Here is a 24088-nt window from a genome sequence, read left to right on the forward strand (position 1 = left end):
TCTTTACTCTTTGTATCACCGTATAGGAGCGTGCGCCGCCGTCACTGCAGCGGCACCCAAGACTCAACCCGCCCTGAGCACAACCGTCCAGCCGGTATAGTCGATATGGTGTCCCGAACATCCGCACGCGACCGCATACTCGACGCACTCGAACAACTACTTGTCACCACGGGTTCCCCACAGTTCACGCTTGAGTCTGTCGCCCAAGCAGCGGAAGTTTCCAAAGGCGGCCTGCTCTACCACTTCCCCAGCAAAGACGCACTACTTCTCGGACTCGTTGATCGCCTAGCACAGCGCGCTGAGAGCCAGATCGCGCAAGCGATAACGCAAGGAACGTCCGTCGCCGAGTTTTACCTGCAGTCACCCGACACAAGCGACCACGATGAACTGCAGCTCTACCGCACCCTCATCGCTGCCCTGCGCACCGTTGACGGGCAACACAGTGAACTCCGCACAGCAATCATTGCGATAATGCGCAGTTGGGACCAGCGACTCCAGGCTGAAGTCGATGACCCCGTACGCGCCGAAATCATCCGGCTTGTAGGCGACGGAATCTACTTCGCAGCCCTTCTACAGTTCCCGCTGCCCGACCCAGAATTGCACCGCAAAGTCATCGAGCAGCTCACCGGCGAAAAGTAAGCCCTAAATTAGATAGCGGAACGCTGGCTTACCCGGCTCAAGCCGTTCAACATCCATACCGGATTTTCGGATTCTCCCAAGCAACGTCGATAAACCGTCGCGATTGCCCAGCTCAATGCCCACCAGCGCACCGCCCGTTTCGCGATTGTTGCGCTTAATGTATTCGAACATGGTGATGTCGTCGTCCGGACCAAGCACTTCATCAAGGAATCGTCGCAACGCACCGGGTTCCTGGGGAAAATTCACCAAAAAATAGTGTTTGAGACCCATATGAACAAGCGAGCGTTCAAGAATCTCGCCATACCTAGACACATCGTTGTTCCCGCCCGAGACCACGCACACCACGTTCTGGCCAGGTTCGAACGACAATTGGTGCAGCGCGGCAGACGACAGAGCACCCGCTGGCTCGGCGATAATTCCCTCATTCTGATAGAGGTCAAGCATCGCAGTGCATACCGCGCCCTCGTCGACCTTCACCAACGCGATGTCACCGGGGTGGCTAGGAGACGGAACTGAAGCTACGAGCGGAAGTGAAGCATGAGTCACCGCTGAGGCACCTGCCGCCGCAAGGACTGCGTAAGGAAGCGCGCCAACTCGGCGCACTGCGGCGCCATCGACAAACGGATCAATATCACGCAACGTGACGGGGCCTCGTGCCGCAAGAGCAGCGATCATCGATGCAGCACCCGCTGGTTCAGCGCCAACAATCGTGGTGTGCGGCGAACGCTCACGCATATACGTAGTGATGCCGGCAATAAGACCACCCCCGCCAACGGGCACAACAATCGCATCGATACTGCCACCGAGTTGGCTAAGAATCTCCGCCGCGACAGTGCCTTGGCCAGCCACCGTGCGTGCGTCATCGAACGGCGGCACCAGGGTCGCCCCGGTTTTCTCGCAATCCTCGGCAGCTGCGGCAGCGGCTTCGTCATACGTAGGACCAGTAATTTTGAGTTCCACAAAGCTGTTGCCATGAGCGCGAATACGGTCACGCTTCTGTTTTGGCGTGTTCGACGGCAAGTAGATCCGCCCGCGTATGCCCAATGCTTTGCAGGCAAATGCGACGCCCTGAGCGTGGTTTCCTGCGCTGGCGCAGACAACACCCGCAGCCCGCTCCGTGTCGCTCAGTTGCACCATCAGGTTGTAGGCGCCGCGCAACTTGTAGGAACGCACACGTTGCAAGTCCTCGCGCTTAAGCCAAACATTCGCCCCAGTGGCATCCGACAGTCGTTGGCAATGTTCTAAAGGAGTCGCAGAGACAACACCTTTGATCCGTTGCGCGGCAATATCAATGTCCGCCGCGGACACTTGTTGCGCGGACTTGGCCGTTTCGACGTCATGAGCAGTTGACACCCGCCCCATGCTGCCACTACCACCCCCTACCGTTCCACCTGAAACGTCAAATGACGCCAAATAGTGGTCGAACAAGTGCACGAAAAGCCCACAAACTACTCGTTCGGGTTCTCGACAGCGCCGACAAACAGAGGTGCACCCGTGGGCTGATGCATGATGACAAAGCTGAACGGTCGATCCACCCGGAAATCTAACTGCGAGTCAGGCGGCATGCTGGTCACGCCAGCTAGGCCTGTCACCGCAGCGGCCTCCGTGCCGGACTCATCAACTGTGATATTTGCTCGGTGGACGCCATCCGATAGTTCAAAGTCCGGTGTGACACCTGACAATCCGGCTAGGTCTGTCAGCCCAAGTTCGCGGAGCGTGTCGAGAAGGGTGACGGTCGAACTGAAGTCCCAGCGTGGAATGGCCACTTGCGCTGATCGAGTTTCCCCTCCAGCGGCGAACGATTCGAGCATGCCACTTGTAACTACGGGCGCTGCTCCTGGTGCGTCGCTTTCAGAATCTGCCGTGTCGTTAAGTACCACCCACATAGCGATGTCACCGCCTACATACGGCAGCGCGATACTGTTCCAGCCATCCTCTTCTAGGTGCTGCACTCGTAGGTCCGACTTATTCATCATCGGCACTGTGACTTCGTTGCCGTCTGCGGTGGTGAACGTCTCGTCACCCGTTTGGGATTCGTTGAACTGAATTTCCCACTCGGCCTTGAGGTAGATCGCATTGGCGATGACGGCTACCGTCGCTGGGTCTAGGTCGTCGAACAGGGTGTCGATACGTCCTGCGGTATTACGCTCAACCCAGGCATTCACTATGTCGGTGGCGTCTGCCGCGGTGAAGTCCACCGGTTCAGGATCAGCGTCGAAGTACTCCGACAACGTGTCGGTGAACTCGGGGTTTAACGAAAGCCCGTCGGCGACAAATAGACCTTGCGCGATGGCGACGATGGGGTCAACTGGGGGCTCGTCCGCACCACGTGTGCTGCCTGGCTCAGCACGATCAGGCGCTTCATCGACGGTGACTGTGGCCTTGAGCAGTTCACTGAAGCTTGCATGCAGGTCAGCGCTGGGATAGCCGAAAAGCTCATCAAGTTGAGTCGCGGTCTCCCCTTCTGCACCTGCTCTAAGCATGGCGAATGCTGTGGCAATACTGAGGGGCGAATAAACCGTATTCGTGCCGGGTTCGGACAACTCTGCGCTGAACCGCGCAGAGAACCCGTACAACCCACTCACGACATCGGGGGCCGATTCTTCTTGCTCGACGAGGGTGGGTGGAGTCTCAGTTGCCTCGTCGTCGGTGTCCGTGGCGCCACAACCGGCGGTGCAGGCCAGTGCCGCCGCAACTCCAAGCACGATCAGTTTGCGCATGCGCTCTCCTTTTACCTACGAGGCGGGTCGCCCTACTGCAGCCGCGCCCCGTACGTCTTGTTTACCCTAGGCAGCCGGGGCCAAGGAGCGCTTTGAGATCCCCCATTAGTGCTGACGACGGAGTGACGCGGTACCCGTCATCAAGCTTGAGAGTGGTGACCCGCTGTCCAGAAATCAGCCGGACGTGCACATCTGCGGTACCTGGATGCCTGGTGAGGACCTGTTTTAACGCACCCACGTTGTCGGCTGTACAGAGCCTCGCGGGCAGACTTAACGCCACTGGTTGCGCCACCCCGACGTCGGAAAGGTCTGGAACTACAAGATCGTTAGCGATGATGGAAATTCGGTCGTCTTGTCGCTTGAGTCGGCCTCGAATGAGAACGATGGTGTCTTCAGCCACGTCCATTCCATACAGTGAATAAGCCTGCGGGAAGAACATCACCTCGATACCACCTTCGAGGTCTTCGAGTTGCGCAGCAGCCCACGGTTGCCCGTTCTTATTTACCCGCCGCGTGACGGCGGCGAAGATGCCACCAACCGTCACTTGTGCGCCGTCTTTAATGGTGCCGTCGAGGATCGCGGTGATTGGGGTATCGGTCTGGGCGGCCAGTAGATGCTCAATGCCGTTGAGTGGGTGGCCCGAAACGTACAAGCCCAACATTTCGCGCTCAAGCGCTAGTCGGTGCTTTGTGTCCCATTCCTCATCGGGCACCTTCACCTCAAATACGCTGAGGGTCTCTTCGTCGTCACCGCCGCCGAAAAGATCGAATTGCCCTATCGCCTCGGCCTTCTTGGTGCTCATGACAGCATCGACTGCGTCGGAGTGGATTGTCACCAAGCCTTTGCGTGGGTGGCCGAGCGAATCGAAAGCACCTGCCTTCACCAACGACTCAATGGCTTTCTTTCCACATGCCGCCGCGTCTACCTTGTTGAGGTAGTCGGAGAACGATGTGAATGCCCCTTTGTCAGTGCGACCTTGAATGATCGCTGACACAACATTTGTGCCAACATTTCGGACTGCGTTGAGCCCAAATCGGATGTCGTCACCCACCGATGTGAAGTTGCGTTCAGAGTCATTGACGTCTGGCGGCAAAACCGTGACACCCATTTTTCGGCAATCAGCGAGATAAATCGCCGCTTTGTCTTTGTCATCACCGACTGAGGTCAGCAGTCCCGCCATGTATTCGGCGGGGTAATTCGCTTTGAAGTAGGCCGTCCAGTACGAAACAAGCCCATATCCAGCGGCGTGTGACTTGTTAAATGCGTACCCGGCGAACGGCAGAATCGTGTCCCACAGTGCCTTGATTGCCGCGTCGCCGAACCCATTGTCGCGCATACCCTGACGGAAGCCGTCAAACTCAGCGGCAAGCACTTCAGCCTTCTTCTTGCCCATTGCGCGACGAAGAATGTCGGCTCGACCAAGCGAATACCCTGCCACCTTTTGCGCGATTTGCATGATCTGCTCTTGGTAGACGATCAGGCCGTACGTTTCCGACAGAATTTCCTTGAGCGGCTCTTCCAACTCAGGGTGGATCGGGCGTACTTCTTGGCGACCATTCTTGCGGTCCGCGTAGTCGTTGTGGGCGTTCATTCCCATTGGGCCCGGACGGTACAGCGCAAGAACCGCGACGATATCTTCGAATCCGGTTGGCTGCATCCGCCGGAGCAAATCACGCATGGCCGAACCGTCGAGTTGGAACACCCCGAGCGTGTCTCCACGGGCGAGCAGTTCGTACGCCTTCGGGTTGTCGAGGGTCAGCGTGTCAAGATCGATCTCAATGTTCCGGTTGGACTTCAGGTTATCAATCGCATCACCGATGACTGTGAGGTTGCGCAAGCCAAGAAAGTCCATCTTGAGCAGCCCGATTGATTCACACGAGGGGTAATCCCACCCCGTAATAATTGCGCCGTCTTGCGCCCGCTTCCATAGCGGAATGGAATCCATCAACGGTTCGGACGACATGATCACTGCACATGCGTGAACACCGGCGTTGCGGATCAGTCCTTCAAGCCCCAGCGCCGTTTCGTAAATCTGCCGAACTTCAGGATCCGTCTCCACAAGCGCACGCACTTCGGATGCTTCTTTATAGCGCTCATGCTGAGGATCTGTGATCCCATGCAGAGGAATATCCTTAGCCATGATTGGCGGTGGCAACGCTTTAGTGATGCGGTCGGCAATGGCGTAGCCGGGCTGTCCAAAAACCACTCGGGCTGAGTCTTTAATCGCAGCTTTCGTTTTAATGGTGCCGAAGGTAATAACCTGAGCAACCCGGTCGCTGCCCCATCGCTCGGTAGCGTATCGGACCATTTCGCCGCGTCGACGGTCGTCGAAGTCGATATCGATATCTGGCATCGAGACGCGCTCAGGGTTAAGGAACCGCTCAAACAGAAGCCCGTGCGGAATCGGGTCGATATTGGTGATGCCTAGGGCGAAAGCAACGAGTGAACCTGCTGCTGATCCACGACCCGGACCAACACGGATACCAACCTCTTGGGCGTGCCGAATGAGGTCACCGACGACGAGGAAGTACGCGGGGAAACCCATTTGAATGATGACGTCGAGTTCGAATTCCGCACGCGCCGTATATTCCTCAGACACACCAGCAGGGAATCGCCTCTTCAAACCTTCGTGCACCTGGCTGCGAAGGAACGAACCTTGTGATTCGCCTTCGGGGACCGGGAATACCGGCATCCGATCCTTATGCGTCCAAACTTCCTCGTACGACTCGACCCGCTCCGCGATGACCAGGGTGTTGTCGCACGCTCCAGGGACCATGTCGTCCCATGCTGCGCGCATCTGCTCAGCGGACTTCAGGAAGTAGCCGTCACCATCGAACCTAAACCTGTTGGGATCGCTTAGGGTCTTGCCAGTCTGCACGCACAAAAGCGCTTCGTGGCTTTTGGCCTGGTCAACCGTCACGTAGTGACAATCGTTTGTGACCAGAGGCGGTATTCCAACCTTGCGACCGACCTCAAGTAGGCCGTCTCGCACTCTACGTTCGAGTGGGATTCCATGGTCCATGAGTTCTAGGTAAAAGTTCTCGGGCCCGAAAATATCGCGCCACTTCGCCGCCGCTTCGAGGGCTTCCTTCTCGTGGCCAAGCCGCAAGCGAACCTGCACCTCACCCGATGGGCACCCCGTCGTTGCAATGATCCCTTCGGAGTACTGGGCGATCAGTTCCGCGTCCATGCGCGGCCACTTCCCCAACTGGCCTTCAATGGACGCAAGCGACGACAACCGGAACAGGTTGCGAAGTCCCGTAGCGTTGCGAGCCACCATCGTCATGTGCGTATAGGCGCCGCTACCTGAGACGTCATCGGACTTTTGTGATGGATCACCCCAGCGGACGCGCTTCTGATTAAACCGCGACTCTGGTGCGACGTACGCTTCAATACCAATAATCGGCTTGATGCCCACATCGACAGCGCCATTGTAGAAGTCACTCGCACCGAACATGTTGCCGTGGTCCGTCATCCCAACCGCTGACATACCGAGCCTTTTAGCCTCCGCCAGCAACGGCTTCACCTTCGCCGCACCGTCGAGCATCGAGTACTCAGTGTGGTTATGAAGATGAACAAACGAACCCGATTTCGGTGAAGCCACGCGCGCCCCTAAAGTCCCATTGCCTCAAGATGTACCCACACTCTAGACGCGGGTACCGACAGTGTGCACAAACGACATCACTGCGCCAGAACACGCGGCACGGCACGTCGCGCGCGCCGCACCGAATCCGTCGTAAAGATCAGCAGCGCCACCCAAATCAACGCAAAACCCAACCACCGCGACAGGGGCATATCCTCCTGCAAAACCACCACACCCCAAGCCATCTGCAACGAAGGCGTCAAGTACTGCAAAATTCCCATCGTTACGAGGGGAACCCGTTGAGCAGCGGCGGCAAACAGCAACAGCGGAATCGCCGTGACGGGCCCAGCCGCCACCAGCAAAACAGAATGTCCGGCACCCGCACTGAGAAAAGTCGACCCACCTGCAACGCCTAACCAGATCAAGAAACCAATCGCGAAAGGGGCCGCAACGAGACTCTCCCCTGCCACGCTCAGTCGTGGATCCAAAGGCACTACCTTCTTCGTCACGCCGTACAACGCAAACGACAGCGCCAGGCACAGCGCAATGTAAGGCGGATGCCCGTAGTCAACCGTGAGGACAACGACAGCCGCTGCAGCAACAGCGACGGCAACCACCTGTGCGCGGCTCAGCTTTTCCCGAAATATCACAACGCCGATGAGGACACTGACGAGCGGATTGATGTAGTACCCAAGAGCAGTCTCGACCACACGCCCACTCACGACGCCATATATATAGACGCCCCAGTTAGTGGTGATGAAAAGTGATGCGCACCCAACCAATAACCACGACCGCCTACCCATCCGCAACAACTGCGAGCCCCAGCCCAAGGCGAGAACGACCCCCATCATCAGGAGCATGGTCCACACGACCCGATGGGCAAGAATCTCAGTTGGCTGAGCCAACGCCAGTAGGCCGAAGAACGCCGGGAAAAGCCCCCAGCACAAGTAAGCAGAAGCGCCGAAGCCAACCCCTTGTGCAGGAAGAAGACGACGGACGGAGGTCTTCATCATCACCGGACACGCACAGCGAACGCCCCCCACCGCGCGTCCTCTGGCAGCGCCTCTACAGCGGCGACAACGTCGTCGTTCATGATCGCCCGCAGCGTTGGGATATCCGCCCGAACAACCGCACCAAGGATGCACGCACACTCACCTGTTGCGGTATCGACCGGACCACGCATGTGCCGAAAATTCGACAACCCCTGCTCCACCCCTGCGAGTAAAACTTCCTCACGCGTGGTCTTCCCTGCCACAGGTGCGGGCAAGTTAACCCAACTATCGGGCATGTCGAGTGTTGGAGAATCGACACCTGCCCCGCCGTCGAGAGCAATGCGCGACACTCGGACCGTATCGAACTGTGCGGCTGCCTCGTCCGCAGTCACCGGGGACGCGAACTTCACCAGCGCCCATCGCTCTGAGAGCGCCTCATCGTCGTCGTGGTCTTCAAGCGAAACCGCAACCCGGTCTCGGTATTGATCCACCGACTCGCCTTCAAGAACACCAAGGAAGTCGGTGGCGACACGACCTTCCCGCACAGGGTTCATGGTCCCAATGATCGCTGCTATCAGCATCACGATCACAAAACCAAGTGCCCACCACACGAGTGCGGGGACGTCACTAAGCTGCCTAACGCTTCGCATCAGTGGGCACGCAAGACGTCGAGCGCATTCTGCAGGTCGTCGGGATAGTCACTGGTGATTTCCATCCACCTGCCATCGGCGGGGTGCGCGAACCCAACCGTGCACGCATGCAGCCACTGCCGCACAAGCCCGAGCCGTTCAGCGAGTTTGGGATCAGCGCCGTAGGTGAGATCACCACAGCACGGATGCTTGATTGCGGAAAAGTGCACCCGGATCTGGTGAGTGCGTCCTGTTTCTAAGTCGACGCTGAGCAAACTTGCAGCTTGAAACGCTTCAAGAGTGTCGTAGTGCGTGATGCTATGTTTGCCATCTGCGCGAACTGAGAACTTCCAATCGTTGCTGCCGTGTCGGCCGATTGGGGCGTCGATGGTGCCGCTGCTCGGATCGGGATGCCCCTGCACGAGCGCGTGATATTGCTTCTTGACAGTCCTCTGCTTAAACGCTTGTTTGAGATTGCTGTACGCACGTTCCGATACCGCCACCAACATCACACCCGACGTTCCAACATCGAGTCGGTGCACAATGCCCTGCCGCTCAGGCGGACCGTATGTGGAGATGCGATAGCCAGCTGCCGCCAACCCTCCCAACACAGTCGGGCCTGTCCATCCAACGCTGGCGTGAGCTGCAACTCCGATAGGTTTATCGACCGCGACAAGGTCGCTATCGGCGTAGAGGACTTTCATCCCCTCGACAGGTTCAGGGCGGTTCTCTGGCTCGCGTTTCGGAAGCGGCAAGTGCACTTCGAGCCATGTGCCAGCGTGTAGCCGCTCAGACTTACCTACAGGGTGCCCATCGACAAAGACGGACCCTTCTTCAGTCATCGTTGCTACGACAGTGCGAGAGAGACCAAGAAGTCGAGACAGACCTGCATCAACTCGCATTCCCTCAAGCCCATCAGGGACGGGCATGGATCGCGTCATCGTCACGGGCGCGTCTCCTCACCATCATTAACGGAATCCGATGTGGTCTTCTTACCTTGGTATCGGGTGCCGTTTGGTTCGTACCCCAAGAATGTCAACAGGACGAGAAAAATTGCGCCGCCCACAATCGCGGGGTCAGCAATGTTGAACACCGGCCATACACTGCCATCTGGGGCAAAAAGAGAAATGAAATCAACGACATGCCCCTGCATAATTCCGGGTTCTCTGAAGATCCGGTCGCTGAGGTTCCCAAGCGCGCCACCAAGGATGAGGCCCAACCCAATCGCCCACGGCAGCGACCGAACACGCACGCTGAACAACACAACGCCAATCACAACGATCGCCGCGATAGCCGACAACAGCCAGGTCAACTCGGTGGCGAATGAGAACGCCGCACCAGGGTTGCGGTGCAGCGTCAAATATACAGCCCCGCCTAGAGTCCGAATTGGTTCCCGGCCCTCAAGGTACGCAACAGCCAATACTTTGGTGACGACGTCAAGCGCCAGAGCAACAAAAGCGACAGCAAAAAGTAGCTGCACACGCCGCGGATGGACAGTAGTTGTGTCGGTGGGTTCAGTTCGCACTCCCACATCATCCACTATTGGGGCCGCACTATTCCACGTCACACGAATCAAGCGGTGCGAGACTCTATGGATGAAGCCCCTCCGTGCACTAACCTCGCAGTGTGGACACACGTTCCTTAGACACACCGACATGTACGCCGCGCACACCGGCGTACGCGGGTTCGGCCAACAAGTTAAGGTCAGCCTCTCCGCTGCGTTGGCCCCGGCTCGCCGCAACACTGATGTGTGCAGCCCTTGTCGCGACGGGGTGCTCTCAGACCTCGGCTGATCAATCAGCTGACGAAGACCCGAACGACCGGATTGCGGTCACGCTGCCGGTACCTGCAGCAAACGTAGTAGTTCTCAATCCCGGTGCTGAACCACGCACCCAGCTTGAGTACAACCTTGAATTCTCGTCCACGTCCGAGCACACAGTCACGGCGCGGTCCACAATCTCACAAGTCCTCGGCGATGACCCCGAACAAGACTTTTCTCGCCCTGAGGTAACGATGCCGATCTCGGCACGAGTCGGTGGCGGGAACGCTGCGGGTAACAACGTCACGCTGACGGTTGGAGACGCTACAAGCCCCGACAACCTAGTTAATGAGTCATTCGGTGACGCCGCAGGATCTGAAGCAACAATCCGAATGGACCGTAACGGTTCTGTCCAGGAGCTCACCCTCAGCCCCACTGAAGAATCCGACGACATCGCACGAGAATCGCTGGAGCACGCAATTTTTCAGACGGTGTATGGAGTTGTCGCGCTCCCGTCCGAACCTGTCGGGGTTGGCGCACAGTGGTTGGTTGAGCAACCGATCGTCAGTGCCACCGAGATTCTTCAGTCGACCACAGTGACGCTGCGTGAACGCAACGGTGACGTGATCGTTCTCGACATTTCAGTCGAGCAGAAGCCCACATTGGACTTCTTTGACATTCCAGGGGCAGGGCGAGTTCTCATCGATTCGTTCGATAGCCGAGGATCCGGTTCGATCACAGTCGATTTGACCAAACCACTGCCAACGGACGGCAACGTCGATGTGCGGGGCGAACAGCAATACTCGGACCCCGATAGCGGCTTCCGTGTGCGACAACGCACCGGCATGTCTCTTGCCTGGACCACCGACTGAAAAAGCGGGGCGGGGCAATCAATATTGATTGCCCCGCCCCGCTTGAGAACTACGATTCCGAGAAGATCAGCAGATTTCCGTTTCGAGCTCAAATGACGAAACGAAGTTGCATGCATCTTCGCGAGAAAGCTTCCACTGGCCATCCTCGGCGACAAACAGCAAGCTACCCGTGTTTGGTGGCTGGTCTGGCGCAAGCTGCAGAGTGAAGTTCGCGCTCAGTGTGCACTCGTCAAGCGGGAACACTGCGTCCGGGGTGTCCGGGATGTCATACGAAATGTCAGGGTTCGCCGACGCCTCAGCAGACAGCTGATCCCAAAGCTCAGGGTCATCGCCGCCGCCCTCGATGAGGTTTGACTTTTCCTCAGTTGGGACGTTCGGATCCAAAGCATCGTTGAGGATCGAAAGCAGCTCAGGACCAGTCGGGGTATCGCCCGCCGGGACCTCGCATAGCGCTTCCGGGGTTGCTTCCGGCCCTGCCGTGTCGTCAGTTCCGTTGTCGCCGCCGCACGCAGTGAGCGCAAGCGCTGGCACCGTCATGCCCGCAATCATGATGTTTCGCAGTTTCAATGCACATTCCTTTGCATCTCGATAGTCTTCCGTGCGCATCGATGCACATGGAAGACACGGTCCGGCTTCCGGTCGATACTACTGTGCTTATGGCCGCACAGGCCCCCATCTGCCGGACATCCACACGTGATTCTTAATTTGGCGCTCACTCAACCTAGGGTTGCAGAGTGAGTCGAACTGACACACCGTCACCGATCTCGCGGAACCCCGCATCACTGGTAGCGGCCCCTTGCGTAACAATGTCGAACTCCACAGCCAGCACCTCCCGCGCCATCAGGTCACGGTGCTGTTCAGCCCACGAAACACGGTGTTCTGGGACAGCCATCGTCACCGCAATACGGTCGGAAACATCCAAGCCACCTGTACGGCGCGCCTCCTGAAGCTCTCGGATGCGGTCCTTGGCCCACCCCTCAGCTTCAAGAGTTTCAGTTACGTCCAGGTCGAGCACCACAAGTCCACCACCACCAGGCAGCGGCGCAGTTGATTCAGGTTCAGCAGCCACCAGGCGTTGCGTGAACTCCCCTTCTTGCAGCACGATTCCAGCCGCGGTAACAGTGCCGTCGGGGTTTGACACCCAGTCACCAGATTTCACAGCCCGGATTACCTTTTGAACATCTTTGCCTAGGCGCGGTCCCGCGGCACGGGCGTTGACAGCGAGTTCGAACCTGCCGTGAACGTCAACGTCAGACGTGAGTTCAATATGCTTGACGTTGACCTCATTCGCGATGATCCCAGCGAAGGGTTTGAGCCGTTCTGCGTCCTCTGCCGCAATGGTCAGTGATGCCAGCGGCAAACGCACTCGCAGTTTCTGCGCCTTGCGGACACTTAACACTGCCGAACACACCGAACGTGCTTCATCCATGGCCGCGACGAGCTCAGGGTCTGCGGGGAGTTCGTCAGCCTCCGGCCAATCAGTAAGGTGCACAGATTCGCCGCCGGTGAGTCCCCGCCAGATCACTTCGGTCACCAGCGGCAACAGCGGCGCCGACAACCGACACAACACCTCAAGTACCGTGTGCAACGTATTGAATGCGTCGGCTTGAGATTCTTGCCCTTCCCAGAACCGTGAGCGGGATCGCCGCACGTACCAGTTAGTGAGAGCATCGCTGAACAGTCGCACCGCATCGCAGGCTGTGGCGATATCGTTGTTGTCCAAAGCGTCGGTGATCGTGTCGCGTGTGTCCCGCAACTTGGCGAGAATGTACCGATCCAGAACGTGCTGCGATCCTGTAGACCAGGTCGCTGGGCGTTCCGCGTACAGACGCAAGAAGCTCCACGCATTCCACAGCGGCAACTGGGCCTGCCGCACGCCTTCCCTGATACCTTGCTCAGTGACAACGAGGTTGCCCCCACGAAGGATCGGCGACGACATAAGGAACCAGCGCATCGCATCCGAACCGTCACGATTAAACACTTCGTTGACGTCTGGATAGTTGCCCTTCGACTTGCTCATCTTCAACCCGTCGTCACCAAGAACGATGCCGTGGGCAACCACCGTGCGGAAGGAAGGCGAGTCGAAAAGCGCAGTCGCTAGAACGTGCAGCGTGTAGAACCAGCCCCGCGTCTGACCGTTGTATTCGACGATGAAGTCACCCGGGTAGTGGTTTTCAAACCACTCGCGGTTCTCAAATGGGTAATGCACCTGCGCAAACGGCATGGACCCAGATTCGAACCAGCAATCCAGGACTTCCGGCACTCTGCGCATCACTGACTTACCCGTTGGGTCGTCAGGGTTCGGCCGCACAAGCTCATCAATGTGTGGCCGGTGCAGGTCTTTTGGCCGCACACCAAAGTCACGTTCGAGGTCATCGAGCGACCCATAGACGTCAACGCGTGGGTACGCGGGGTCGTCGGAGGTCCACACAGGGATGGGGCTTCCCCAGTAGCGGTTGCGACTGATCGACCAGTCGCGTGCACCTTCCAGCCATTTGCCGAACTGGCCGTCTTTGATGTGCTCTGGAACCCACGTGATCTTCTGGTTCAACTCCACCATCCGGTCGCGGATCTTTGGTACATCCACAAACCATGACGACACAGCCTTCTGCATAAGCGGTGTTCCACAGCGCCAGCAGTGCGGGTAAGTGTGGTCGTACGTTTCGTGCCGCAGAAGTATGCCCGCTTGCTTGAGGTCCGCGATGATCGGTTTATTCGCTTCGAACACCTGCATACCGGCGTATGGGGTTACTTCGTTGGTGAATTCACCGCGCGGATCGACCGGCACCACGACCTCGATGCCAGCAGCGTCGGTGACCGCCTTGTCGTCCTCACCAAATGCGGGTGCGATATGGACGATGCCCGTACCGTCGCCAGTGGTGACATAGTCAGCCGCCAATATCTGGTGGGCATTGGGGCGACCCACGAAGAAGGAGAACGGCGGATCGTATGTCACGCCAACAAGTTCTGCGCCTTTATGCTGCGACAGCACAACTGGCTCTTTACCTAATTCACGGGCGTAGTGTTCAAGCCGTGCAGCTGCGAGGAGGTACCGTTCGCCATCATCGGTGCGTACTTGCACATAGTCGATATCGGGGTGAACGGCCATCGCCAAGTTAGATGGCAGAGTCCACGGCGTCGTTGTCCATATCAGCGCGCTAGCGCCATTAAGAGCTCCGTCCGCGACCTTGGAATCATGCAAAGGCATCGCGACAGTTACTGCGGGGTCCTGCCGCATTTGGTAAACGTCGTCCATTTTGGTTTCGGTAGCACTGAGCGGCGTCTCGCACCGCCAGCAGTACCACAGCACCCGAAAACCTTCGTATACAAGGCCCTTATCCCACAACGTTTTAAACGCCCACATCACCGACTCCATGTAATCGGTGTCTAGTGTTTTGTAGTCGTTTTCAAAGTCAACCCAGCGGGCTTGCCTAGTAACGTACTCTTCCCACTCCCGCGTGTAGCGGAGCACGGAGGTACGACAAGCATCGTTGAATTCAGCGATGCCCATCGAATCGATTTCGGATTTATGGGTGATGCCGAGTTGCTTCTCAGCTTCTACTTCTGCGGGCAAACCGTGGCAGTCCCAACCGAACCGCCGGTCAACCTTTTTACCTCGCATTGTTTGGTAGCGCGGCACCAGGTCTTTGACGTAGCCGGTGAGGAGGTGGCCGTAGTGCGGCAACCCGTTGGCAAACGGCGGCCCGTCGTAGAAAACAAACTCGGGGGCGTCCGCGCGTTGTTCTATGCTTTTGCGAAAAGTCCCATCGCTGTCCCACTGCTTCAGGACTGCTTGTTCGAGGTCAGGGAAGCGCGGTGAGGCCTCACCTGAGCCTGGGTATGCAACGAGGGGGTATGCCCCTGTATTGTCCGTCGGATTGTTACTGTCCGTCGGATTGTTATTGACTGTCGCGTTGTTCTCGGTACCTGTATTTGACACCAACGTACTCCTCGTGCCTGCGGCTCACTATTTTTGCCGCATGGTGTACACCGGGCACGGGGACGATAAACACACGAGTGTGTGCTAACCGCGGTACCACCCCGCTTGCAGAGCGTTAAACTCCACCTCTCTCATCGGCTATGACGGGCCGACCCGTTCGGTTCTACTGAGCGCCACGTGTGCACCGTTCTTCCGAAAGCTCCCCGGTGATATCCGGATCTGCGCTGGTTTCATCGATAGTACATCAGTGAGAGAGCACAACCGCCCGGGCGCTTACCCCGTCTGCGTCGTCTGCCGCAACGGCTTCTTCTTGCGCTTCATCCGCGTGAGCTTCAGTCGGTTGTTCGGCATTCGAGGACTGGTCACTCTGGCCCGCATCACTGTCCACGGTTTCGGCAGTAACTGATTCGGTGACAGCTTCTACGGTCGCGGACGGCGCCTCAGCTTGAGGAGAAGTAGTAGGTGCACCCAATTCGTTGAGGTCGTCGAGCTGAGACTCCAGGTATGCCTTGAGCCGCGCACGGTACTCTCGCTCAAAAGTGCGGAGCTGGTGAATGCGTCCCTCTAGGACTGTGCGCTGCTCGCTGATCGATTCGATCAGTTCAGCGTGCTGCTGCTCAGCATCAGTGCGAAGTTTAGCGACGTGCTCTTGGGCGCTCGCGAGGTCAGCTTCGGACTTTTCCGAGGCCTTACTGACGATCATCTCAGCCTTTTCGCGCGCGTCGGTAACCATCGCCTCCGACTTATCCCGCGCCTCGGTGACCATAGTCTTCGACTTGTCCCGCGCGTCCGTCAGCATCGTGTCCGCTTCAGCTTGCGCGTCGGTTGTCACACGTTCTGCGACCGATTCGGCGTGGGCAATGATCTTGATGGCACGAGCGCTTGCGGATTCACTACTTTCGCCAGACCTAGCGGCTACCTGCTTCTCCAGTTGTTGCACACGCTCGGAGAGATCGGTGTTCTCTTCTGTTAGGCGCGCAAGTTCCTGCTCGACAAGGTCTAGGAAAACGTCCACTTCGTCTTCGTCGTAGCCCCGCTTACCTAGTGAGGGCTTCTTGAAAGCAACATTGTGAACATCCGTTGGAGTTAAACGCATCTGCGGTCTCCACCTTCCTCGTGTCACATCACGCGCACTGCGCCACTACATACGTGGCCTTCGCGTGACACTATGCCACGCAATGTTTTTCAGATTCGCGGATTTCGGATTCGCGCAGTTTCGAGGTTACTGGTTCGCCGCAATGATGCCGGTGATGACACCCTGAATGATGAAAATTCCGATCAGCAGAATAAGTACCGACAGATCCAACCGCACCGTCCCCAACGGAATCGGTGGTATCACACGCCGGAGGAAATTGATTGGCGGATCTGTGATAGCAAACAGGATCTCGAGGATCGTCGCGACGGCGCCAGTGGGATACCAGTCGCGAGCAAACATTTTGATGAACTCAACCACCACGCGCCCAATAAGGAACAGCGAGTAGAAGAACAACAGGTTGGAGATCACGATCAGGATCGGAAGCACTCTGCCACTCTGCCTGACTTTTTGGTTTCGTTCAAACTCAGAACACCTGCGTTACCGGACGGAGATCCCAACTCGTCAACTACCGCGCTACCGACCTTGATTCAGGCTTGTTTCGGCAATGCGGCGGCGGTCCTCAGCAGATACATCAATGTCGGCTGGCGAAAGGAGGAACACCTTCGTTGCGACCTTTTCGAAGCTGCCGTTGAGAGCAAATGCGCAACCGGCTGCAAAATCAACCAACCGCTTGGCGTCGGAGCCCACCATGTCGTTGAGATCCATAATGACCGGAACACCGTCACGGAACTGCTCACCAATTGTTCGAGCCTCGCTGTAGTCGCGTGGACGAAGCGTTGTGATCTTTGCGGGTGCACCACCCTCTTCAGGTCCGCCCCGACGCTCTTTCACCTCAGCGCGATCATTCACGCGTGGCCGTGCCACACGGGCAGGCGCTTGCACTCGCGCGAAATCTTCGACAGCGGGAACTGGTCGCGCTGAGCGTGGCTCACCAGCAAACCGGTCACGCTCGTACGGGTCACGGTCGAACGCCGACGGTTGTGGCGGGTAGTCCATTGGCTCCGGACGGGCCTGCGGTGGAACGTAGGTCCCTGGACGGTAGCCGCCTCCAATAGGTGCATCCTCGTAACGTCCTGGTGCACCTTCGCGTCGCCCACGACCACGAGCCTGATCCGCATCATCCATGTAATCGTCTTCGTACTCGACCGGTGGCACCAGTGCGAAGTACTCCTTGATCTTCTGCATTGCGCTCATGCGTTGACCTTCCTTGGGCGAAGCTTAAGTCTTAGGTTATGGGGAGCGGTGAGTCGACCAGCTCGGACATTTGGAGGCCGTGGCTTGTGGAGGTTTCACCATCTTTAGTTAGGGCGAGGTTATCGGCCTGAGACCTAACAATGCGGTACCGACACGCACACATGTTGATCCATGTTGTATTGCACTTTCCGCATCGCCCGACATTCCAGACGAAAGGGTGGTAGCGGAAGGAAATGCGATCACAAACCGCTCATGTAGGCGCTGAAGGTCAGCAAACGCCTGCTCCGGGTCTGCAGCGATCGGCGGAACAGCCATCAGGCCCGCCAATTCCAGGCCAGGTAAAGTCGCGATTACGTCAGCGAGACCGTGGACGTCCATGGGCTGGACGCCCCCACGGCTTGGATCGCCGTCGAGGCTTACTTGAATGCAGACCTTGATTCGTGTCGAGCGCTCGTGAGCGTGCATCGCTGCTTCAACGCCACGTGATAACGCAACCGCTAAACGCTCACTGTCGATTGAGTGAACCCATGCCGCCCAGCGAGCGACGTGGTTCGCCTTGTTTCTCTGCAACCGTCCAATCATGTGCCAAGAAACGTCCCGCGCATCTGGCGCCAAGGCGGCAAAGTCCGCGATCTTGGCGCTCGCTTCCTGAACTTTGGATTCACCAAAATCTACACATCCGAGGCGATAAAGAATGTGCACGTCAGTGGCTGGGAAGTATTTTGTCACCGGCAATAGGGTGACGTCAGACGGGGATCGGCCTGCGGCCTTTGCGGCATATGCGATTCTCGTGCGCATCGCAGAGAGTGACTCTGCAATGAACTGAGCACGTTCAGTACTTAAGACGTCACTCACCTGACTGCGTCACTTGTCTGTCTTGTTGATGCTCGTCTGTCATGATGGTGCTCGTCTGCGGAGATCCAAATCAACGAAGCAAATCGCCCAGTTGGGGCACCCCGCCGATGGCTGAACATTTCCCCAGCCTCGATCGTGCAGCGTTGGTCGCGCACTACGGTGCGTACGCCCACTGCGCGCAATTGATTTTCAATTCCGAGCGGCAGATCCAACGATGCTGTCCCTCGAAGGGTTTTACTGGCACTCCCGGGGAGGTGTGCATCGACATCTGCTGCCATGTCATCGGGAACTTCATAGCACGATCCACAGGCAGCTGGCCCGATGAAGGCCTCAATGTTGCTTCGCTTGGCACCAAGCTCAACCATTTTGTCCACCACGCGAAGTGCAATGCCATCTCGCGCTCCCACTCTTCCCGCATGGGCCGCACCAACAACTGCGGCATCATTATCTGCAAGAAGAATCGGAACACAGTCGGCAGTGAGAACTGCAAGAACCACACTTTGACTTCGCGTGACGATTGCATCTGTTTTCGGAAGGGCATCCACTACGGGCTTGTCGACGATCTCGACGTGGGTGCCGTGAACCTGATCCATCCACACGATGCGATCAGGGGTCACATCTAGCGAGGTGGCAAGGCGCCGCCGGTTTTCAAGTACGAATTCCGGGGCGTCGCCCACATGAATGCCTAAGTTGAGTGAGTCGTACGGAGGGGGCGAGACGCCACCGTGTCGGGTTGTTACCGTCCACTGCGCGACCATCTCACCCCCTCCGACTAACTCAACTCCCTGACATTATGCCCCCATGCTGTCTCCACGATCAGTGCAGTCCCGTAATGTCACCGCATGAAGTCAGGCACATCAAATTCGTCATCATCGAAGTTGTCGGAGTACCGACCTCTCCCCTGACGTGGTGCTGCGGGCACTTGTTCGTGCCTGCTTGGCGACTCGCGTCGACCGCTGCCCGGCATGGGTGGCAGGTCGCCGCCGAAGCGGTTGCTCCGCGAGCTACCTTGATCACGGCTGGTTGCAGAATCTGCACTGGCACGCCGAGACGGGCCATCAGCCTGTCGGCCTGCCTGCTGACGCTGCGGCTCACGACGCTCGTCGCGAACATTGCGTGAAGCTGGTGCGCCGTCGAAACCTGCTGCGATGACCGTGACACGGACCTCGTCACCGAGCGAGTCATCGATCACTGTGCCGAAGATGATGTTGGCATCAACGTGGGCTGCTTCTTCCACGAGGCTAGCTGCGTCGTGGATTTCGAACAGACCTAGGTCGGAACCTCCAGCGATGGACAGTAGGACGCCGTGCGCCCCGTCCATCGACGCTTCGAGAAGTGGCGAGTTAATAGCAGATTCAGCTGCCTTGACTGCGCGTCCCTCTCCGCGTGAGGATCCGATACCCATCAATGCGGTACCAGCTCCCGACATCACACCTTTAACGTCTGCAAAGTCGACGTTGATCAAGCCTGGTGTCGTGATGAGGTCAGTTATGCCCTGCACACCGTTGAGGAGGACCTCATCGGCTGAGCGGAACGCATCCATCAAGCTGACGGCTGCATCACCGAGCTGCAATAGGCGATCGTTGGGGATAACAATGAGTGTGTCGCATGATTCGCGTAGTGATGCGATGCCAGCCTCGGCCTGCGCACCGCGACGTTTTCCTTCAAAGGAGAACGGACGAGTCACGACACCGACAGTTAGTGCGCCGAGCTTGCGCGCAATACTTGCGACAACGGGAGCACCACCTGTTCCGGTGCCACCACCCTCGCCTGCGGTGACGAAGACCATGTCTGCGCCTTTGAGGACTTCTTCAATTTCATTCTTGTGGTCTTCTGCTGCTTTTCGACCGACTTCAGGGTCTGCACCGGCGCCAAGACCTCGTGTGAGTTCGCGACCCACATCGAGCTTCACGTCAGCATCACTCATAAGCAATGCTTGTGCATCCGTGTTAATGGCAATGAACTCAACACCTTTGAGTCCAGCCTCGATCATTCGATTAACAGCGTTGACCCCACCGCCGCCGATGCCGACGACCTTGATAACGGCGAGGTAGTTGTGCGGGGGCGTCATGGGCTCTCGCCTTCCATGTGTCGTGCTCTACCAACGTTCTACGGGACTTCCAGATCAGGAAACGTGAACCTTAACCCTAAACCTCAACCATAGGGTTAGAGTTATGTCAAGTACCTGACTGCTCCGAAACGCTAGGCATCACAGAACGACAACGCCATTAGGCGCGCCGAGACCACACAGTTATTTCTTCTTCGCGAAACCTTGATGCTTCATATCGAACGCGCCCACACTCGGCCCGCGACGGAAAAAGCCCACACCAGACATGGTGTAGGCCCTTTTCCTTCACGTTGGCGCAGGTGAACTTCGTCAAACAACGCGTAATTACCGAATAGTGGGAAGTCTCGGGCTCGACACGTCAAAGACCTCACCCGGCTGCGTCAACAGCGCCTCTGCAATGCGAGCCTTGCGCTGCGCTTCAGCACCATCCCCCCACAGCACAGTCCTACCATCCTCAAGTACGAGTCGAACGTCCACAGACGACGGCGCGTGCACTTCCGCCAACTGGCTTCGAAGCGACGGCGCCAGCACCTCCATCACCTTCAAGGCAGCAATTGTCGCCTCATCTCGCTCCCCCGGCGACTCCACTACGAGCCGCGGAATGCCGGGCGGCGGAGGCTCAATCGCATACGTCACCCCGGAGGGATCCATGAGATGCGCCCCGCTGGGCTCGTCATAGAACACCGCTGGCACGCGTTCAACAACCTCGATACGCAATGTTGACGGCAAAGCCCTAGTAACACGGACCTCCGCAGCCTTAGGCAATTCCGCTATTCGCGACGCCACAGCATACGTATCCACTTGCAGAAGCGGAGTCCCCTCCGCAACACCGACGAGAGGATGCACCGTCTCCGATGGGACCGAGTCACCGGTCCGGACCTCGATGTTGCGAACCGAAAACAACGGAGAAAAATATGCAGCCGCACCGATACCGCAAATCAGCCCCACAATCGCGACCAGAGCAAGGATGCGACGCACCCTAGCGAACCTACGTGGTCGCCTGTCGGAACCCACCTTGGGTGAAGGACGCCCCTTCACCGCCATACGTGCACTCACCGGCTCCCCCGCGCTATCCCTTCCCCACTGGCGCGAACACCAGGACGCACATGATTACGGTGTGCATGAATCTCATCCAGGATCGATTGCCCGAGCATTGTCACATCGCCCGCACCCATCGTGAGAACAATGTCGCCACCGCCTACAAGTCCGGCTACTTGCCGTGGGAGTGCCGAAACGTCAGGTTGAAAATGAACGGGTTTAGTCACTTGACTCGCGATCAGTTCACCTGTCACGCCCGGTCGCGGTTCTTCTCTCGCACCATAAACGTCGAGGACGATTACCTCATCTGCGAGATCAAGGGCCGACGCAAACTCCGTGGCGAATATTTCCGTCCGTGAATACATATGCGGTTGAAAAACCACCACGACCCTTCCCCGTCGAACTTCCGGGGCAGACGCCGTTTCGTCAGCAAGCATCTCCTGCGCCGCGTTGAGCACTGCACGGACCTCTGTCGGGTGATGTGCGTAATCGTCGAATAGTCGGACCCCGGCCTCGCGACCCACATACTGGAAACGGCGTCGAACGCCCCCAAAGCCTTCAAGGCCGTCGAGGACGTCATCAATGTCAGCACCGACTTCGCGGCTCGCGAGAAGTGCAGCCAGAGCATTCAGCGCCATGTGTCGACCTGGCACTGACAGCCGCATCACACGGACATCAGATTCACCGGCGAGTTGAATCTGCCCCACGCCACCGCCGTCGCGCGCCTCCCACGACAGCAACGTCGCCCCACGCTCAACACCTTCTGGCAAGTCCGAACCGTCACCGTAGCCGACTACGCGAATGCCCCGTTTCGCCGATCGAGCAGCGAACTCACGCGCACCAGCATCTTCTACGCATGTGACGATCACGCCGCCGTCTTGCACGCGGTCCGCAAACTCGTCGAAAATCTTGACGTAGGACTCCGCAGAACCGAAATAGTCGAGATGGTCCGCCTCGACATTCGTGACAATCGCAACATGGGGCTTGTAACGCAGGAGTGAGCCGTCACTCTCATCCGCCTCGGCGACAAATATCCCACCTGTGCCGTAATGAGCATTCGTGCCAGCTTCATTCAATTCCCCGCCGACAGCGAACGAAGGATCAAGCCGACAATGTTGCAGCGCAACGACTAGCAACGATGTCGTGGACGTTTTTCCGTGCGTTCCAGCCACTAAAACGGGGTCGGAACCCTCCATCAACTGAGCTAGGACATCTGGCCGATATGTAGTCGGAATGTCTCGCCTTTGAGCCTCTAACAGCTCAGGATTGTCCTTCCGAATTGCACTTTCAGTACTCACCACCAAAGTGGGGCCACCGTCAAGAAGATCAAGCGCACTAGCATCGTGGCCTACCCGCACTTCTGCGCCGCGTGCGCGCAGATCAAGCAGTACGCGGCTTTCTTTCGCATCCGAGCCGGAGACTTGCGCACCTCGGGCAATCAAGATACGGGCGATTCCCGACATTCCAGCGCCGCCGATGCCAATCATGTGAACACGTTGCAGTTCGGCGGGCAATGCGCCATTGTCGACATTCGTATCTGTTGACTCACTCATGCGATGTTTCCTCTCGCGACATCCATCACAATTTTTGCGACTTCGGCAGCAGCCGATCTATGACCAGCTCCCGCTGCGGCCGCACTCATTTCCGTAAGCCGACCCGGGTTAGTCAAAAGCGGAATGACGTGGTCGATGATGTAGTCGCGCGTCAATTCGGAATCGTGCGCAATAATTCCACCACCAGCAGCTACCACTGGCTTTGCATTTAGCTCTTGTTCCCCATTTCCATGCGGGAGTGGCACGTACACAGCCGGAAGACCCACCGCTGACACCTCAGCCACCGTCATTGCGCCTGACCGGCACACCACGGCATCAGCTGCCGCATACGCGAGGTCCATTCTGCTCAAGTACGGCACAGCCATGTACGCGGGGCCATCGTTGGCGCGGGACACTGTGATGGTGTTCTTCGGGCCGTGTGCATGTAAAACCCCGATTCCAGCCTTAGCCAGCTCTCCGGCAGCGGCTGACACCGCTTCGTTGAGTGATCGGGCTCCTTGAGAACCTCCGAAGACGAGCAAAGTTGGGGCATCCGGGTCTAGGCCGAAATGATCACGGGCCTCTGCTCTCAGCGCTTTTCTGTCAAGGCTTGTAATTGCGGCCCGAACAGGGATCCCAACCTGCTCCCCGTTTGGCAAACCAGAATCGGGGAAGGCAGTAAGCACTCGCGCGGCCCTGCGTGCTCCTACCTTGTTGGCCAGTCCCGCCGTGGCGTTGGCCTCATGAACAACGATTGGAATTCGTCTACGGCGGCGAAGGATCCCTGGGCCTGCCGCCAAATATGCGGGCAACGACACGTAGCCGCCGAAGCCCACGATGACGTCCGCTTCCACGCGGTCTAACACTGCCCGTGTTTGCTTCACTGATTGGCGCACCCGAGCGGGAAGCCCGAAGAGTTGGCGAGTCAGTTTCCGAGGCATCGGTACTGGCGGGATGAGCTCGAGTGGGTATCCGCGCTGCGGAACGAGCGTTGTCTCTAGTCCGCGTTCAGTACCTAGCGCTGTGATCCGGACATCGACATCGAGGTCTCTCAGCGAGTCAGCGACAGCCAATGCAGGCTCGATGTGTCCTGCTGTGCCGCCACCTGCGAGGACTACCGACACGGGCCGTGGTCTCGCTCCGGTCATAGTTTTGCGCTCCTCTGTAGTCG

General features: G+C 57.9%; 20 protein-coding genes. 2 read left to right on the plus strand and 18 right to left on the minus strand.

What is annotated here, in order from left to right; all coding sequences use genetic code 11:
• Window positions 1–105: 105 nt before the first annotated feature.
• Window positions 106–639 (plus strand): TetR/AcrR family transcriptional regulator, encoded by a 534-nt coding sequence (locus IEW73_RS12070; protein WP_188676828.1) that lies wholly within the window; start codon window positions 106–108, stop codon window positions 637–639.
• Window positions 640–642: 3 nt separating this feature from the next.
• Here IEW73_RS12070 and ilvA read toward each other — a convergent pair whose 3' ends face one another.
• The 7 genes from ilvA to lspA form a co-directional block, all read right to left on the minus strand.
• The gene (gene ilvA, locus IEW73_RS12075) at window positions 643–1992 is read right to left on the minus strand and encodes a threonine ammonia-lyase IlvA (protein ID WP_372433632.1); all 1350 of its coding nucleotides are present in this window, start codon (window positions 1990–1992) and stop codon (window positions 643–645) included.
• A gap of 95 nt (window positions 1993–2087) precedes the next feature.
• Window positions 2088–3359 (minus strand): serpin family protein, encoded by a 1272-nt coding sequence (locus tag IEW73_RS12080; RefSeq protein ID WP_188675375.1) that lies wholly within the window; start codon window positions 3357–3359, stop codon window positions 2088–2090.
• Window positions 3360–3420: 61 nt separating this feature from the next.
• A complete protein-coding gene (gene dnaE / locus IEW73_RS12085) occupies window positions 3421–6963 on the minus strand; it encodes a DNA polymerase III subunit alpha (RefSeq protein ID WP_268236309.1) in 3543 nt (1180 codons plus the stop codon).
• Window positions 6964–7040: 77 nt separating this feature from the next.
• Window positions 7041–7955 carry an EamA family transporter RarD gene (gene rarD / locus IEW73_RS12090; RefSeq protein ID WP_372433633.1) on the minus strand — a complete coding sequence of 305 codons (915 nt, stop codon included), beginning with the start codon at window positions 7953–7955 and terminating at the stop codon, window positions 7041–7043.
• The gene (locus IEW73_RS12095; protein WP_188675377.1) at window positions 7955–8584 is read right to left on the minus strand and encodes a hypothetical protein; all 630 of its coding nucleotides are present in this window, start codon (window positions 8582–8584) and stop codon (window positions 7955–7957) included. The genes rarD and IEW73_RS12095 overlap by 1 nt, the downstream gene beginning before the upstream one ends.
• Entirely contained in the window at window positions 8584–9492 is a 909-nt protein-coding gene (locus IEW73_RS12100) for an RluA family pseudouridine synthase (RefSeq protein WP_188676836.1), read from the minus strand. The genes IEW73_RS12095 and IEW73_RS12100 overlap by 1 nt, the downstream gene beginning before the upstream one ends.
• A gap of 14 nt (window positions 9493–9506) precedes the next feature.
• Window positions 9507–10088: a signal peptidase II gene (lspA, locus tag IEW73_RS12105; RefSeq protein WP_372433645.1), complete on the minus strand. Its 582-nt coding sequence runs from the start codon at window positions 10086–10088 to the stop codon at window positions 9507–9509.
• Window positions 10089–10189: 101 nt separating this feature from the next.
• On the opposite strand from lspA, the gene IEW73_RS12110 reads away from it, so the two are divergent.
• Window positions 10190–11194 carry a hypothetical protein gene (locus IEW73_RS12110; RefSeq protein WP_188675383.1) on the plus strand — a complete coding sequence of 335 codons (1005 nt, stop codon included), beginning with the start codon at window positions 10190–10192 and terminating at the stop codon, window positions 11192–11194.
• Between the two features lie 66 nt (window positions 11195–11260).
• On the opposite strand, the gene IEW73_RS12115 is transcribed toward IEW73_RS12110, so the two are convergent.
• The 11 genes from IEW73_RS12115 to murG form a co-directional block, all read right to left on the minus strand.
• Complete coding sequence (locus tag IEW73_RS12115; protein ID WP_188675386.1) at window positions 11261–11731, minus strand: MTB12 C-terminal domain-containing protein; 471 nt, start codon at window positions 11729–11731, stop codon at window positions 11261–11263.
• 184 nt (window positions 11732–11915) lie between these two features.
• A complete protein-coding gene (gene ileS, locus IEW73_RS12120) occupies window positions 11916–15134 on the minus strand; it encodes an isoleucine--tRNA ligase (protein WP_188675388.1) in 3219 nt (1072 codons plus the stop codon).
• A gap of 244 nt (window positions 15135–15378) precedes the next feature.
• A complete protein-coding gene (locus IEW73_RS12125; protein WP_188675391.1) occupies window positions 15379–16230 on the minus strand; it encodes a DivIVA domain-containing protein in 852 nt (283 codons plus the stop codon).
• Between the two features lie 126 nt (window positions 16231–16356).
• On the minus strand, window positions 16357–16656 hold the full coding sequence (locus IEW73_RS12130; RefSeq protein ID WP_229675981.1) for a YggT family protein: 300 nt from the start codon (window positions 16654–16656) through the stop codon (window positions 16357–16359).
• Between the two features lie 87 nt (window positions 16657–16743).
• On the minus strand, window positions 16744–17424 hold the full coding sequence (locus tag IEW73_RS12135) for a cell division protein SepF (protein WP_188675394.1): 681 nt from the start codon (window positions 17422–17424) through the stop codon (window positions 16744–16746).
• A gap of 108 nt (window positions 17425–17532) precedes the next feature.
• Entirely contained in the window at window positions 17533–18279 is a 747-nt protein-coding gene (locus IEW73_RS12140) for a YggS family pyridoxal phosphate-dependent enzyme (RefSeq protein ID WP_268236311.1), read from the minus strand.
• Window positions 18276–19037 carry a peptidoglycan editing factor PgeF gene (pgeF, locus tag IEW73_RS12145; RefSeq protein WP_188675400.1) on the minus strand — a complete coding sequence of 254 codons (762 nt, stop codon included), beginning with the start codon at window positions 19035–19037 and terminating at the stop codon, window positions 18276–18278. Before pgeF ends, IEW73_RS12140 begins: the two co-directional genes overlap by 4 nt.
• 77 nt (window positions 19038–19114) lie before the next feature.
• A complete protein-coding gene (gene ftsZ / locus IEW73_RS12150) occupies window positions 19115–20350 on the minus strand; it encodes a cell division protein FtsZ (RefSeq protein WP_188675403.1) in 1236 nt (411 codons plus the stop codon).
• Between the two features lie 321 nt (window positions 20351–20671).
• The gene (locus IEW73_RS12155; protein WP_229675982.1) at window positions 20672–21325 is read right to left on the minus strand and encodes a cell division protein FtsQ/DivIB; all 654 of its coding nucleotides are present in this window, start codon (window positions 21323–21325) and stop codon (window positions 20672–20674) included.
• Between the two features lie 74 nt (window positions 21326–21399).
• Window positions 21400–22938, minus strand: a complete 1539-nt coding sequence (gene murC, locus IEW73_RS12160) for a UDP-N-acetylmuramate--L-alanine ligase (RefSeq protein WP_188675406.1) — start codon at window positions 22936–22938, stop codon at window positions 21400–21402.
• Window positions 22935–24065, minus strand: coding sequence for an undecaprenyldiphospho-muramoylpentapeptide beta-N-acetylglucosaminyltransferase (murG, locus tag IEW73_RS12165; protein WP_188675409.1), 1131 nt, complete (start codon window positions 24063–24065; stop codon window positions 22935–22937). Before murG ends, murC begins: the two co-directional genes overlap by 4 nt.
• Between the last annotated feature and the right edge of the window lie 23 nt (window positions 24066–24088).

The organism is Hoyosella rhizosphaerae (genome assembly GCF_014643175.1).
GTDB lineage: Bacteria > Actinomycetota > Actinomycetes > Mycobacteriales > Mycobacteriaceae > Lolliginicoccus > Lolliginicoccus rhizosphaerae.